General features: G+C 61.2%; 19 protein-coding genes. 11 read left to right on the forward strand and 8 right to left on the reverse strand.

Annotated elements, in window-relative coordinates; all coding sequences use genetic code 11:
* The first annotated feature begins 93 nt into the window (after positions 1-93).
* Both ACXYL9_RS04445 and ACXYL9_RS04450 read left to right on the forward strand, forming a co-directional pair.
* Positions 94-453 (forward strand): hypothetical protein, encoded by a 360-nt coding sequence (locus ACXYL9_RS04445; protein WP_459038378.1) that lies wholly within the window; start codon positions 94-96, stop codon positions 451-453.
* A 218-nt stretch (positions 454-671) separates the two neighbouring features.
* Positions 672-1,229 (forward strand): fasciclin domain-containing protein, encoded by a 558-nt coding sequence (locus tag ACXYL9_RS04450; protein WP_459038379.1) that lies wholly within the window; start codon positions 672-674, stop codon positions 1,227-1,229.
* Positions 1,230-1,331: 102 nt separating this feature from the next.
* Here the strand turns inward: ACXYL9_RS04450 and ACXYL9_RS04455 are convergent, their stop codons facing one another.
* From ACXYL9_RS04455 to ACXYL9_RS04470, 4 genes are all read right to left on the reverse strand, one after another.
* A complete protein-coding gene (locus ACXYL9_RS04455; protein WP_459038380.1) occupies positions 1,332-1,730 on the reverse strand; it encodes a DUF3592 domain-containing protein in 399 nt (132 codons plus the stop codon).
* Positions 1,731-1,953: 223 nt separating this feature from the next.
* Positions 1,954-2,631 carry a type 1 glutamine amidotransferase domain-containing protein gene (locus ACXYL9_RS04460; RefSeq protein WP_459038381.1) on the reverse strand — a complete coding sequence of 226 codons (678 nt, stop codon included), beginning with the start codon at positions 2,629-2,631 and terminating at the stop codon, positions 1,954-1,956.
* Positions 2,632-2,747: 116 nt separating this feature from the next.
* Positions 2,748-2,876 carry a hypothetical protein gene (locus tag ACXYL9_RS04465; RefSeq protein ID WP_459038382.1) on the reverse strand — a complete coding sequence of 43 codons (129 nt, stop codon included), beginning with the start codon at positions 2,874-2,876 and terminating at the stop codon, positions 2,748-2,750.
* Positions 2,877-2,968: 92 nt separating this feature from the next.
* Positions 2,969-3,436: a YaiI/YqxD family protein gene (locus ACXYL9_RS04470; RefSeq protein WP_459038383.1), complete on the reverse strand. Its 468-nt coding sequence runs from the start codon at positions 3,434-3,436 to the stop codon at positions 2,969-2,971.
* A gap of 302 nt (positions 3,437-3,738) precedes the next feature.
* On the opposite strand from ACXYL9_RS04470, the gene ACXYL9_RS04475 reads away from it, so the two are divergent.
* The 5 genes from ACXYL9_RS04475 to ACXYL9_RS04495 all read left to right on the forward strand — a co-directional run bounded on the left by ACXYL9_RS04475 (position 3,739) and on the right by ACXYL9_RS04495 (position 7,160).
* Complete coding sequence (locus ACXYL9_RS04475; protein WP_459038384.1) at positions 3,739-3,885, forward strand: hypothetical protein; 147 nt, start codon at positions 3,739-3,741, stop codon at positions 3,883-3,885.
* 207 nt (positions 3,886-4,092) lie between these two features.
* Positions 4,093-4,305: a cold-shock protein gene (locus tag ACXYL9_RS04480; protein ID WP_459038385.1), complete on the forward strand. Its 213-nt coding sequence runs from the start codon at positions 4,093-4,095 to the stop codon at positions 4,303-4,305.
* A gap of 71 nt (positions 4,306-4,376) precedes the next feature.
* Entirely contained in the window at positions 4,377-4,589 is a 213-nt protein-coding gene (locus tag ACXYL9_RS04485; protein ID WP_459038386.1) for a hypothetical protein, read from the forward strand.
* 174 nt (positions 4,590-4,763) lie between these two features.
* Positions 4,764-5,108 carry an HPF/RaiA family ribosome-associated protein gene (locus ACXYL9_RS04490; RefSeq protein WP_459038387.1) on the forward strand — a complete coding sequence of 115 codons (345 nt, stop codon included), beginning with the start codon at positions 4,764-4,766 and terminating at the stop codon, positions 5,106-5,108.
* A gap of 276 nt (positions 5,109-5,384) precedes the next feature.
* Positions 5,385-7,160 carry a tetratricopeptide repeat-containing sulfotransferase family protein gene (locus ACXYL9_RS04495; protein WP_459038388.1) on the forward strand — a complete coding sequence of 592 codons (1,776 nt, stop codon included), beginning with the start codon at positions 5,385-5,387 and terminating at the stop codon, positions 7,158-7,160.
* Positions 7,161-7,233: 73 nt separating this feature from the next.
* Here ACXYL9_RS04495 and ACXYL9_RS04500 read toward each other — a convergent pair whose 3' ends face one another.
* Complete coding sequence (locus ACXYL9_RS04500; protein ID WP_459038389.1) at positions 7,234-7,941, reverse strand: hypothetical protein; 708 nt, start codon at positions 7,939-7,941, stop codon at positions 7,234-7,236.
* A 73-nt stretch (positions 7,942-8,014) separates the two neighbouring features.
* On the opposite strand from ACXYL9_RS04500, the gene ACXYL9_RS04505 reads away from it, so the two are divergent.
* Both ACXYL9_RS04505 and ACXYL9_RS04510 read left to right on the forward strand, forming a co-directional pair.
* Positions 8,015-8,461 carry a COG3650 family protein gene (locus tag ACXYL9_RS04505; RefSeq protein WP_459038390.1) on the forward strand — a complete coding sequence of 149 codons (447 nt, stop codon included), beginning with the start codon at positions 8,015-8,017 and terminating at the stop codon, positions 8,459-8,461.
* Between the two features lie 120 nt (positions 8,462-8,581).
* A complete protein-coding gene (locus ACXYL9_RS04510) occupies positions 8,582-9,160 on the forward strand; it encodes a fasciclin domain-containing protein (RefSeq protein WP_459038391.1) in 579 nt (192 codons plus the stop codon).
* A 63-nt stretch (positions 9,161-9,223) separates the two neighbouring features.
* Here the strand turns inward: ACXYL9_RS04510 and ACXYL9_RS04515 are convergent, their stop codons facing one another.
* Entirely contained in the window at positions 9,224-9,559 is a 336-nt protein-coding gene (locus tag ACXYL9_RS04515; protein ID WP_459038392.1) for an Mpo1-like protein, read from the reverse strand.
* 7 nt (positions 9,560-9,566) lie between these two features.
* The gene (locus tag ACXYL9_RS04520) at positions 9,567-10,988 is read right to left on the reverse strand and encodes a S41 family peptidase (RefSeq protein WP_459038393.1); all 1,422 of its coding nucleotides are present in this window, start codon (positions 10,986-10,988) and stop codon (positions 9,567-9,569) included.
* Between the two features lie 207 nt (positions 10,989-11,195).
* Between ACXYL9_RS04520 and ACXYL9_RS04525 the strand changes: the two genes are divergently transcribed.
* Together ACXYL9_RS04525 and ACXYL9_RS04530 are read left to right on the forward strand one after the other, a co-directional pair.
* A complete protein-coding gene (locus ACXYL9_RS04525) occupies positions 11,196-11,783 on the forward strand; it encodes a YbhB/YbcL family Raf kinase inhibitor-like protein (protein ID WP_459038394.1) in 588 nt (195 codons plus the stop codon).
* Between the two features lie 34 nt (positions 11,784-11,817).
* Complete coding sequence (locus ACXYL9_RS04530) at positions 11,818-12,066, forward strand: SWIB/MDM2 domain-containing protein (protein WP_459038395.1); 249 nt, start codon at positions 11,818-11,820, stop codon at positions 12,064-12,066.
* 6 nt (positions 12,067-12,072) lie between these two features.
* On the opposite strand, the gene ACXYL9_RS04535 is transcribed toward ACXYL9_RS04530, so the two are convergent.
* Positions 12,073-12,483 (reverse strand): DoxX family protein, encoded by a 411-nt coding sequence (locus tag ACXYL9_RS04535; protein WP_459038396.1) that lies wholly within the window; start codon positions 12,481-12,483, stop codon positions 12,073-12,075.
* Positions 12,484-12,505: the final 22 nt, after the last annotated feature.

A 12,505-nucleotide genomic window follows, 5' to 3' on the forward strand; every position in this document is an offset into this window, starting at 1 on the left:
AGAAGCTCCGCTGCAGGAGTTGCCGGAGGTTTACAGGGCCAAGGGCGACCGGGTGTATTTGCCAGCGGGCGAGGTGGAGGCTAACTCCGCCAAATGACGGTAGCAGAGCGCAAAACAAGTGAGGGACCGGCGGTGCTCGACGACAAGCGCGAGCGCCGCCACCTGCCGCGGATCGGCCTTGCGCTGACCGCGCTCTATGTCGCGGGGCTGGTCATTTACCTGGTGGTCCAAGGGCAGAACCCCGCTGATCTTAAGCTCAACGAGCTGGGCGATTTCCTCGGCGGCGTATCGAGCCCGCTGGCCTTTTTGTGGCTGGTCCTCGGCTTTTTCCAGCAGAGCCGCGAGATCCGTCTCAGCGGCAAGGCGCTCCACCTCCAGGCGCGGGAGATGCGCCGCAGCGTGGACGAACACCGGCAGCTGGCGGAGAGCAAGAAGGATAGGCGCGATGCGTGATGTGTGACGCGGAAAAACTTCCGCTGATGCGACCAGCTCATTCAAGCTGTGTCTCGTCCAGACCTCGGGCCTAGCTCAACAGCTGCGCGTGCCGCCCGTCCGTCGATCGTTATACGGTCCTTGGCCTACATCGCCTTTCGTCCGTCTCGTCAGGCTCCGCCCGGATCCCCAGCTTGGGTGAGACGGGAAATACGAGACCACTATTTGAAAGGATTGCCATGTTCCGCTCACTTACTACCTCGCTAATCGCGGGGGCCGCGCTCGCCCTGCCGGTCACGCTGCAGGCGCATGACCACAAGGACAAGAGTCATGCCTCCGAAATGAAGGCGCAGCCAAATATCGTCGCCATCGCCGCCAGCAATGACAATTTCTCGACCCTGGTCGCTGCGGTGAAGGCCGCCAAGCTGGTCGACACACTGGCCGGCCCGGGACCCTTCACTGTCTTCGCGCCCACCAACGCCGCTTTTGACGCCCTGCCCGCCGGCACAGTCGATCAGCTGGTTACGCAGGACACCGACACGCTTGGCAGCATCCTCACCTATCACGTGGTCGCAGGTGAGGTGATGAGCGGTGCGCTGATCAAAGCGATCCAGGGCGCCGGCTATGGCGGTTACGCAATCGAGACAGTTAACGGCGCCACGCTCACCGCCACCCTTGAAGGCGGCAATGTCGTGCTGACCGATGCCACCGGCGCAAAGTCGACCGTGGTCGCCACCGACGTCGACGCCTCGAACGGCGTTGTCCATGTGATCGACACGGTGCTGATGCCTGGCTGAAGCCCTCCGGTAAATCGGTGACAAGGGAAGGCGGGTTCGACGGAACCCGCCTTTTTCTTATGTGAACAATCTTATGTTGGTGCGGCTTTTCACTGCGTTCGCTTACCCCACCAACCCCATCGCCGCCGCCAAACTCAACCCGCCCATCACGATAAACGCCCCCGAAAACACCAGCCGCTGCCCAAGATTGAGGTCGAGCAAGTGGTCGGGATTGGATGGTTTGTAAAACAGCTCGACCGGCTCGCCGATGTCCCACGGCTTGCTGCGGCCCACGCCGCCCTTTGCGCGGTGGAGCGGGCCGCCGATGTCGAACTCGATCTCGGGGAAATGGACTGCGCGGCGGGCGCTGCCGGGGCTGCCGTGGGCCCATTCGCTGATATTGCCGACCACGCGGCCCCGCGCCCTTGGCCAGGTGCGGGCGATCCAGGCGAATTGGACCAGCGTGCCCCAGCCGATCACGCTCAGCACCACTCCAGCAATCCATGCGACAGTCGTTTCCATCGCGGCAATAGATAGCACGCGCCAGCGCCGCCTCCCCACTTCCGCTTTCCTACGGGCAGGGCGGCGCGCTAGCACATGTGCCATGCAGCATCGCCACGCCCTTTATGCACCCGGTCTTCCGGGCGCGGGCGCGGCGATGTTTTTTGCACCAGAACCGTGTTCCATGTGTTCCATCCTGTTGGATTGGCGCACACGCGGCCCCGGCGCAGATCGGCTTGCGGGGTTACTTCAGGCGCGCCAGCAAACGCTCGGCGGCTTCTTCGGAGGAAGCGGGGTTCTGGCCGGTGATCAGCAGGCCGTCCTCGAGCACGTAGGACGCCCAGTCCTCGCCCTTGGAATAGGTGCCGCCCTTTTCGGCCAGCATGTCTTCGAGCAGGAAGGGGACAACGTCGGTCAGGCCGACGGCCTCTTCCTCGCTATTGGAAAAGCCGGTGACCTTCTTGCCCTTGACCAGGTATTCGCCGTCCTCGCCCTTCACATGGCGCAGCACGGCCGGGGCGTGGCACACGGCGGCGACGGGCTTGCCGTTGCCGATGGCCTGTTCGATCAGGCTGATGGAGGTCTTGCTTTCGGCCAGGTCCCACATCGGGCCGTGCCCGCCGGGGTAGAAGACCGCGTCGTAATCGGACACGGAGACTTCGGCGAGGCGCTTGGTGGTGGCCAGCGCCTTTTGCGAATCCTCGTCCTTCTTGAACCGGCGCGTGGCGTCGGTCTGCGCGTCTTCTGTATCGCTGCTGGGATCGAGCGGGGGCTGACCGCCCTCGGGAGAAGCGAGGGTGATATCCGCGCCGGCATCCTTGAACACGTAATAGGGGGCGGCGAATTCCTCCAGCCAGAAGCCGGTCTTCTTGCCAGTATCGCCCAGTTCATCGTGCGAGGTGAGGATCATCAGGATTTTCATGGGGGGTTGGTCCTTTGGCTAATGGGGGGTTCCCCTTACCAATGGATGGCGCGCGGCAGCGTTCCGTGTGCCTTACCCCGGGCGCACGGCTCGCCAGCCTGCCTGACGCGCTTGGGTCAGCTGTTTGTCATGTTCTCCAGGCCCTTGATCCCGCCGGGCTTCTGCGAAGGCTGCGAGGCGTTGGTCTTGACCTTTTCCTTCTTGGGTTTGCGCGCTTCGCGGTTCGATTTCTGTCCCTTGGACATGGGTTTTTCCAATCGGGGCGGAATGCCCCGTGGCTACCCTACGCCTGTTCGGGCGACAAAGCGCGCGAAATCGTGGGCGGCGAGAGCTTTGCTCAGCGGCCCAGCTGGTTCAGCACCCGGTCGAGTGCCTGCAGGAAAGCCGAGCGGTCGGCCTTGCTGAACGGGGGCGGGCCGCCGGTCATGCCGTCCATCCCGGCGCGCAGGTCCGCCATCAGCGCGCGTGTTGCGATGGCGCTGCCGATGCTGGCCGCATCGAACTCGCGGCCATTGTGTTGCAGCACCTTGGCGCCAGTCTTCAAGCAGCGTTCGGCAAGCAATATGTCGGCGGTGATCACCACGCTTCGTGGGCCCGCATTCTCGGCGATCCAGTCATCGGCGGCATCGAAGCTGTCATCCACCACCACCCGCTTGACCCGCTCGCTCACCGGCACGCGGAAGGGCGAGTTGCTGACCACCCGCACCTGCGCGCCGAAACGCTCGGCCACGCGATAGATCTCGTCCTTCACCGGACAGGCGTCGGCATCGACAAGGATGGTGACGGGGTTGGGCGGGGAAGACATGCGCGGCGGCATAGGGCTTTTTGCCAGCGCCCTCAAATGCCGGGGACGGGGGTTCAACAACCCAGCAGTACGAGCTTTTCGAAGAGCACCCGTAACCTGCTTGTCCTCCGGTTTGGAATTTCATGCCGTATTCATGGAGAACTGTGCTATACACACCGTGCTTCAAGTTTGTTCGGCGGCGCCGGGACTTCGGTCCAATCTCCATCGCGTGAATTTCCAGCCAGGCCGATGCGACCTATTCCGGTGCGCGTGGCAGGGACAGTGCAATGGTGAGACTGAAAAAATGGCTTCAACGGAACAAGATGGCCCCGCATACCGGCAGCATGGCCGAGACCGCGGCAATTGCCGATGAGGATCTCGACACCCTGCATGCACGCAAGCTGGACATGTGGGAGCAGGCGCTTCGTTCCCCGGACGAACAGGGGCAGGGCGGCTGCGGCCACCAATGATCGTTAGGCGTTTCGCGCCTTCTGTGCTAAAGCAGCATCGCTGACGTCGAAATTTGCGACGGATGTCGAGATTTGATTACCGCCGTTTGGTGCCTTGCACCCCCGGCGTAAACCAGGCGACGATTTCCTTTCATCGGACGATTTGACGCACGACCAAGCCGCATGTTGTGGCCTGGGTTACCCAATAGTTCTCGAAAGGAACATCGAATGGCCAAGACTGGCACCGTAAAATTCTTCAACGCCGACAAGGGCTATGGTTTCATCCAGCCCGACGACGGTTCGAACGACAGCTTCGTGCACATCACTGCCGTCCAGGCAGCAGGCATGACCTCGCTCGATAAGGACCAGCGTCTCAACTATGACGTCGAGCAGGGCCGCAACGGCAAGGAAAGCGCCGTGAACCTGAGCGCCGCCGACTAATTACGCAAATCCCCCGGGGGCAGCCACGCGCTGCTTCCGGGGGGCTTCGCACATCCTGGGGGAGTGACCGAATGAGCCAGTCATACGAATTCTACGCCGCCCGTGCTGATGATGCGGCGCGCGCTGCCAAGGCAGCGGTACTCGCCAATGTTCGCGATCGCGAACTGCGTGCGGAGAAGACTTGGCGCGGTCTTGCCGAGCAGGCTCGTGCGGTTGCCGCGCAGCGAGAGAAGATCGTCCGCGAAAAGGCCGAAGCGCGCGCTGAAGAGCAAGCCGAAAGCTGAGCGCCGGCGCCCGTTTGCGCTGTTACCGCCGCAAAATTTTATCCAATTTCCGATACCACTCGCCGTGACCCGATCACGGTCGAACGAACTTGTCTGCGTGTTTTCGTTGGAATCCCGCAGCCTGCTCCCCATCTCGCATAGTACCCGTTTAACATGCGAGAGGAGCTTCCCCTGATGCAGGTCCAATTCAATTCCGACAGTTCAGTCATGGGCACGGAAAACGTCGCCGAGCGGATCGAAAACCAGGTTCGCCAGAAACTGGCCCGTTTTGAAGAACGGCTGAGCCGGCTCGAAATTCACGTCCGCGATGAGAATGGACCCAAGGGCGGGGCCGACGACAAGTCCTGCACAATCGAGGCGCGGCCGCGCAGCGGCAAGCCGATCGGTGTAACTGCCCATGCCCCAGACGTTGATTCTGCGGCCCGGCAGGCGGCCAATACGCTTGCACAGCGGCTCGAGCGGCATTTCGGCAAGGCTGAACGGCACAAGCACGATCCATCGCCCGACAAGGTGCTCTGACCTAGGGTCTGGGGGCAAACCTGTTTGCCAGGCTTGGTCTTGGTGCGCAGGTTTGCTCACCCGCGACCTGTTGCCTGATATCTTCATTTACCAGCGTAGCTGTGGCGGGCTGGCATGCGAGGTTGAAAGTCTGTCCGGCCTTTTCAAGCAGCGCGGTCCAATTCTTCGCGACAATCCCTTGCATGCAATCATGACCTCCTGTTTCGGCCAAATTTCAGGCTACAGCAGAGCGCAGGTGCGTTGACTCGCACTTCCGCTCTCCGCAGGGAGCGAAACATGAGTGAACTGTTGGACCAGGCAGAAGCTGCAATGCGGCAAGGGCGCTTTGCTGAGGCGCGGACGTCGATCGAGCAAGCGCTCGGACAACGTCTGGACATGCGCCAGAAAAGCGAAGCTCGATCAATGCTCGGTCTGGCGATGGTGGCTACCGGCGAGGCCACAGCTGCGCTGGACCATCTGCGCGCAGCGGTTGCCGCCGAACCTGCCGAAGCCATGTTCCGATACAATTTGGGGCGGGGGCTGGAGGCGGTCGGTGATGCTTCAGGTGCCGTTCGCGAATTGCGCGAAGCGGTGCGCCTGGCCCCGGGCATGGCGCCGTTGGACATCGCATTGGCTCAAGTCCTCCTGAGAAATGGCAATGCCGGGGAAGCGCGCCACCTGCTCGAACCTTATGCTGCCAACCCTCAAGCTCCTGCGCAGGTTATAAGGATGCTGGTGCAGGCGCAGGCGGGAATTGGTGATACCCATGCTGCGCTCGATACAGCCAGACGGCTTCTCCCGGTGGACCAAGCAACGGCGATCGGGCCGCGCGATGCGCAGCAGCGCGCCGACGTGATGACCGCAGCCTCGCTGGCGCACGCGGCGATGCAATACGCAGAGGCGGCGCAATTGGTCCGGTCGGTGCTTGAGCGTGATCCATCTGACGCCGAGGCCGCTACGCTGCTCGGCCAACTTACGCTTTGGATGGAGGGCCCAAAGGCGGCGCGGGACGTTCTCGCAAGTGCGCAGGCGGCAGGGGCCCGTTCCTCACGCTTGCTGGTGGATCTGATCGCTCTCGACAGCGACAAGAAGGTCATCGAGCAAGCCGAGGCCGAGCTGAGGAGTGACAAGCTTTCGGAAAATGATCGGATCGATCTGCTGCTGGCCCTGGCGCAGTATCATGACCGGGCTGGCAAGCCGGACCTGGCCTGGGACCTGGCAAGCCAGGGCAAGGCCCTGCTTTCTGGAGGGGAGCGGCGCGATTGGCCGTCTTTGCTCGAACGTCAACGCGAATTGCGCCGCGAAGCACAGCCGGTTGCCAGCGAAAGCGGCGGTCCACAGCACCTTTACCTGCTTGGCCTGCCGCGGTCCGGCCAATCACTGCTTCAGTCGGTCCTGGCCGCTGCGCCCGAAATCACTTCGGTGGGGGAGCGCGGTGCCCTGTTACAGCACCTGCTGTTGCGAGAGCGAGACATCATGGCAATGCCCGCCGGGCAGCGGCAATCGTTGCTGCGCGAACTGGCCGAAGCCGATCGGCGGGGCATCCAGAGGCTGGCCGGATCGCCAAGCTGGATTGTCGACAAGTCTCCGCTCCACCTGTGGATCGCCGGCAATGTCGAGAGGATTCATCCGGGGGCACAATTTGCCGCCGTCTTGCGCGACCCGGCCGATGTGGCCGTCTCGATTTGGCTTCGCCGTTTTCCGCCGGTGTATGATTTTACCAACGACTTCGGCACCTCGCTCGATCATATCGAGTTCGCAATCGATACGTTGAAGGCATGGCGCCAGGACGGGATGGATATCCGGCTGATCGATTTCAAGGATTTCGTGGCTCAACCTGAAGTCACCGGGAGAGCGATTTTCGACTGGCTCGGAATAGAATGGTCGGCAAAATACCTCGAACCGGAGAGCCGGACCGAGCCGGTTCCGACATACAGTGCTGCGCAGGTGCGCCAGCCGGTCGGGCAGGGTGGCGGGCACGGCGCCGAGCCTTATGCTGAACACCTCGCTCCTTTCGCAGAGAGGCTGGCGCGGATCCGGGAAAAACAGGCAGAACTGCTGTCTGCCGAATAAGCTTGTGCCTTGGATTGGCCGAGCTGGGTCAGTCGAAGGCGTATGCACCCCGGCGAGAACCTATCCCCAAGCGTCAGCTACCCAGCGACTGCTCCAGGGATTGCTGGGCAAGTTCAACGGCTTCAGTCGGTGCGCCAACGCGCGTCCGCTGTTCGACCAAGGACTGGCGAGGCGTAGTCGAGGCTAGGTCTTGGCGGCCAGGCTCGACAACGGCAATGCTTCGCTCAGTGCCGCGAACGACCATGACCTGGCCAGCTTTCGGCTCGCGAATGGTGGAAGCAGATTGTGACCTGTCTGATTGCATTGCCTGGCCGCGCTGCGGGCCGGTGGCCGCATCGGGCTTTGAACTGGCGCTCGTCCAGCCGTCGACGGGGATATAGGCTGTTTCTTCTATCGCCTGGTATTGTGCGTCGAGCGGTTCGTATTCCCCGTTTTGGTATGGGTCCACGCCGACGGGTTTACCATCAACAAGCATCGTGCGAGCAACATATTGTCCTGCTTGCGCCCGTTTCCCCTGGTGCTCTGAGCCGATTCGGGGCGCTTGCGGCAAATCATAAGAGTGACCCGAACGGTAAAGCATACCGTGCTCGCCCAGAGCGTCCCCGGTCGTCGCACCGGCTACGGCAACGACCATCGTCAATAGGCCGAGAATTGCTCCGTTGCGGAGAACTGGCTTGTTTTCGTAAGAGGCGGGCATTGCAGAAATTCCGGAAAATAGATGTCGCTTGCCCAGAGAACGTGCAGATGGCTGAGCTGTTCCGGTATTGGAGAGCGTCCGCAATGGCACTAGATACGATCAGGGGGCTGCCCACGATCACGCGCCGAGCTTGATAAAAAGATCAGGAATTCATGTGATGCCATTTCGCGTACTTGCTTTGCCCCTTTCTGCCCTGATTATGCTTGCCGGATGCCAACAGGGTGAAGGTTCCTCGAACGCACCCGGCACCTCGCCCCAAGGGTACACCGGAATTGCGGCAGATGAAGTAATCACCGCCACGGGCACCGAGCCGTTCTGGAACGCGAAGATTGCGGGCAGCAACCTCACCTATTCAACTCCGGAAAACCTTGATGGTACGATCATCGTTGTCGAGCGGTTCGTCGGGCAGGGCGGAATCGGCTTTTCTGGTGAATTGGGGCAGCGTGCATTCGACCTTCTGGTCACGCCCGGCCAATGCTCCGACGGTATGAGCGACCGACTTTATCCCTACACCGTATCGCTCAAAATCGGTGATGATCTGCGGACAGGATGCGCTTTTACCGACCGGCAGCCTTACTCGGAATTACAGACCACTACCCCCTAAAAGCCGTGTTCTGGTGTCGGAACGAGTGTGCTTAACCGGCGTTGAGAGGGCATAACCGGAGGCCGTAATTCTCCATCATGCGCCCTCAAGACTAAAGCGACACAAGGACCCCCCCCCACCATGAGAATCTCTTTCCAGGCTATTTCGACCAGTATTCTTACCGCCGCCAGCGCAATCTCCCTTGCTGCCTGCGGAGCTCCTGCAGACGATGCCGACAACACTGCCGCAGACGCGGAAAGCGTCGCCGAGGAGCCGGGCACGATCGTGGCTGTCGCCCAGGGAGATGAATCCTTCTCGACCCTCGTGACCGCCGTCACTGCAGCCGATCTCGTCGAGACGCTGTCCTCGGGCGGACCGTTCACGGTTTTCGCGCCGACCAACTCGGCTTTCGACAAGCTTCCTGATGGCACGCTCGACGAGCTGACAGCGCCGGAAGGCAAGGAAAAGCTGACCTCCATCCTGACCTATCATGTGGTTGAGGGTCCAGCCGATGCAGCGACACTGATCAACAACATCAAGACCAACGATGGCAGCTACGAAATCACCACCGTTAACGGTGGCACGCTGACTGCCACGCTCGACGGAAACAACGTCGTGCTGACTGACGCGGCCGGCGGCAAAGCAACCGTCACGGCGACCGATATCGCGGCATCGAATGGCATGATCCATGTGATCGACACCGTGTTGATGCCTGGCTAATCGCCTAATTTTCCAACTACTGAGACAAAGGGCGCCCCGATCGGGCGCCCTTTTTCATTTGGCTCAAGGCTCGACACCAGCGCGCTCGAGTTCGGGTCCGAGCTTCCCGGTCAGCCACAGCGTCCACATCCGGAAGTCGGCAAACAGGCTCCACAACGGATAGGTGAATGTGGCGGGGCGGTTTTTCTCGACAGCGAAATGCGCCACCCAGGCGAAAAAATAGCCAGCCAGCGGAATGGCTGCGAGCCAAGGCCAGCGCTGGGTGATCAAGGCGAATGCCGCAATCGCCACGACCAGCGTGGTGCCGGCATAGTGAAGTTTGCGGGTCGTGGGTTTGCTATGTTCGCGCAGGTAGAACGGCCAGAACTCGCCGAAGGTGGTATACTGCCGTTCCGCCATGGCTCCCTCAGAATAGTCCCGGGATGCGATATTGCGCTGCCGTCGGACGCCTTGGCTGCATTAGCTCCTTCTCGGGCAATACTGCGCGAGCAGATTGCACACCGCCCTGGCCCGAAGAAGTGATCGCGTTGCAGGGACGACCGGCAAGGAAATCGAGCGCCTTGGCGACGGAATCCTCGTTAGGGTCCCCGAGCTGGTCCAAAATGTCATCCTCGGCGCGGCAGGTTTTTGAAAACGCAGTGGCGAGGCCGGTGAAATAGTCGCTGTTGCCGTCCCTGTTTTCGGTCTTGAAAGCGACAACGCGCAGTCGGTCGTCGCAGACATCGCGATCACGGGCAATCTGGCCGACCGGCTTGCCATATGTATTGGCCCCGATCAGTGCCGTGTTCGCGCCGAGATAGGGGATGAAGCTGTTGGCCACCAGTTCGCTAGCAGATGCGGTTCCCCCGCGTCCGATGACTGCGATCTTGGTCGCGGCGATGGCTTGGGGCTGGCTTTCGAAATTCTCAGTATCGTTATTGCTGGCCAGCGAGGGGCGGAAGGTGGTGCGGCTGAAAACCTGCCCGACCTTGTCGGCCCCGAGTAAATCACCCAGCAATTCGGCCACCGAGACCAGCCCGCCGCCATTGTAGCGGAAGTCGAGGATTACCTCGTTGATCCCCTGGTCCTTGAACTGCTGCACCGCGTCGCGCAGCTGCGGCCCGGCCGATTCCACGATGAAGGTGCGCAGGTTGATATATCCGACCTGCCTACCGCCATCGTTGAGGATCTTGACGCCATAGCGATCGGAAATGGGGTCGAGCGAATAATCCGCCTTGCTGACCGTGACGGTGCTATCGACGCCGTTGAGGTCGCGGATGACGAAAGTGCGGGTCACGCCCGGATCGCTCGGCCCGAGCGCCTGGACAACTGCCTGCGGTCCCCCGCTGGCCATCAGGTTGGCAACACTCTGCCCCTCGATGGAAAGAAGCTCGACCCCGCGGTCGAAACCCTTGGCGAAGGCCGGCGCATTCTCGAAGGCTTCGAGCACGAAGACGCGGTTGTTGCTGGTGTCATAGGCAAGACGAATGCCGAAGCCAGCGCTGGAGCCTGAGTTGATCAGGTCATTTTCTTCCTGGATCGAGGTGATGTAGGTGAAGAAGCGATCCTTCGCTTGCGCTCGCGCGGGTGCGACCAGAGCGTCGATATAAGCCTGCAGGTCGGTGAAATTGGCTGCGCTGACGCTCTTGTCGATAAGGTCGGGGAAGAGATAGAATTCGTCGATCTGGGAGAACACCCAGGCCTGTCTGTTCGAAAGCGAGCATTGCGAAGTGCCGCCACCCCCGCCGCCACCGCCGCCGATCGGGTCGCCTCCGCCTCCACCACCCCCGCCACATGCAGCGAGCGAGAAGGCAAGGGTTGCGGACAGGGCTGTACGACCAAGAGGCATGAAACAAGGCTCCGGATGAAAAGACGAGCGGAATTGCCTCCGCGGGAACAACAGATAGCTAGCAATAGCCCTGAACCGACCATGAGCAAGGCGTGTTTTGGTCGTTTTAGGTGGCGTTTTGGTATGCTAGCTGGGGAAAACTTGCCGCGCTGTCCCTCGCCAAGCACGGCCTTTCGGACTAGCACCATCGCCGAGGAGACCCATTGAATGGCCGATTGGCTCGCTTCCGTACTACCAGCAGGCTGCCCGACGAATAGCGGACTGACGATCGCCCGTGTGGCATCGGCAAAGCATTTTGGCCGTGGCGGGCTGGCTTTGACCAGCCCCGCTTTTGCGCCCGGCGGAGAGCTCGACCCCTGCTTTACCGCCGACGAGGAAGACGCTGTCGCTCCGCCCTTGGAATGGAACGCCCCGCCACCCGGCACTCAGGAACTGGCCATCATCGTCGAAGATGCCAGCGCCGATGCTGCGACGTGTCATTGGCTTGTCTGGGGTTTGCCGGGCCAGAAAGGCAAGCTGCTCGAAGGCGAGGTGCCTCCGCGGGTCGGTAAGAACGGTGTCGGCAATTCCGAGTGGTTATTGCCCGCGTTGCCAAAAGAAGACGCGCCGCATACCTTTGTTTTTCAAATATTTGCACTCGACTTGCCGCTGACATTGATGCCAGGGGCCTCGCGTGACCAACTCATCGCGGAGTTGGACGGCCATGTCATCGCCGCTGCCGTCCTAACCGCAACGTACCAGGCCTCGGACGATGAGGACGAGAACTGGGTCGACGAAGGCGATGAAACCGAATAGCAAGTTTCGAATAGCCCAAGGAAAGGAACTAACCATGGCTGGCAATAATGCACTTCAGAAGCCGGTAACAGTCTCGAGCGAGCTCGAAAACGTCATCGGCAAGGGTCCCATGACCCGTGCTCAGGTTACGTCAAAGGTGTGGGAATACATCAAGGCGAACAACCTGCAGGACAGCAAGGACAAGCGTCAGATCAATCCCGATGCCAAGCTCGGCGCGGTGATCGGCAAGGACCAGATCTCGATGTTCAAGATGACGGCAGCCGTTTCCAAGCACTTGAAGTAAGCTGCTTCACGTCTGACTAACTTGGCGGGGGAAGGGCCAATCGAGCACTTCCCCCACCCATAGCGCAAGCCACACGACCAGTGGCTGCGCGACCATGCGGGGACCGTGATAGGCCCAGCCCATCCCGCCGTCGTCGCGCGCCATATCGAGCGCGAAATGGTGGATATTGGCGGGGAAGACGCAAACCGCATAAACGGCAAGGCCGATCGCACCTGCTCGTCTGAGTGACCACGAAAATGGCTGCGCAAGCGCCACTGCGCCTAAGATCTCGGCCCATCCAGTCAATTCTACAACCAGCACCGGCCGCGGCACCCAGGGCGGCATGATTGCCAGAAACGATTCCGGCGTCTGCAGGTGCATGATACCTGCGATCAGGTAGATCGTGGCGAGCAGCCATCGCAGGCCTGTACGAATCATGCGATTGGCCCCTTCCAATTGT

This window comes from Qipengyuania sp. CAU 1752, assembly GCF_054482615.1.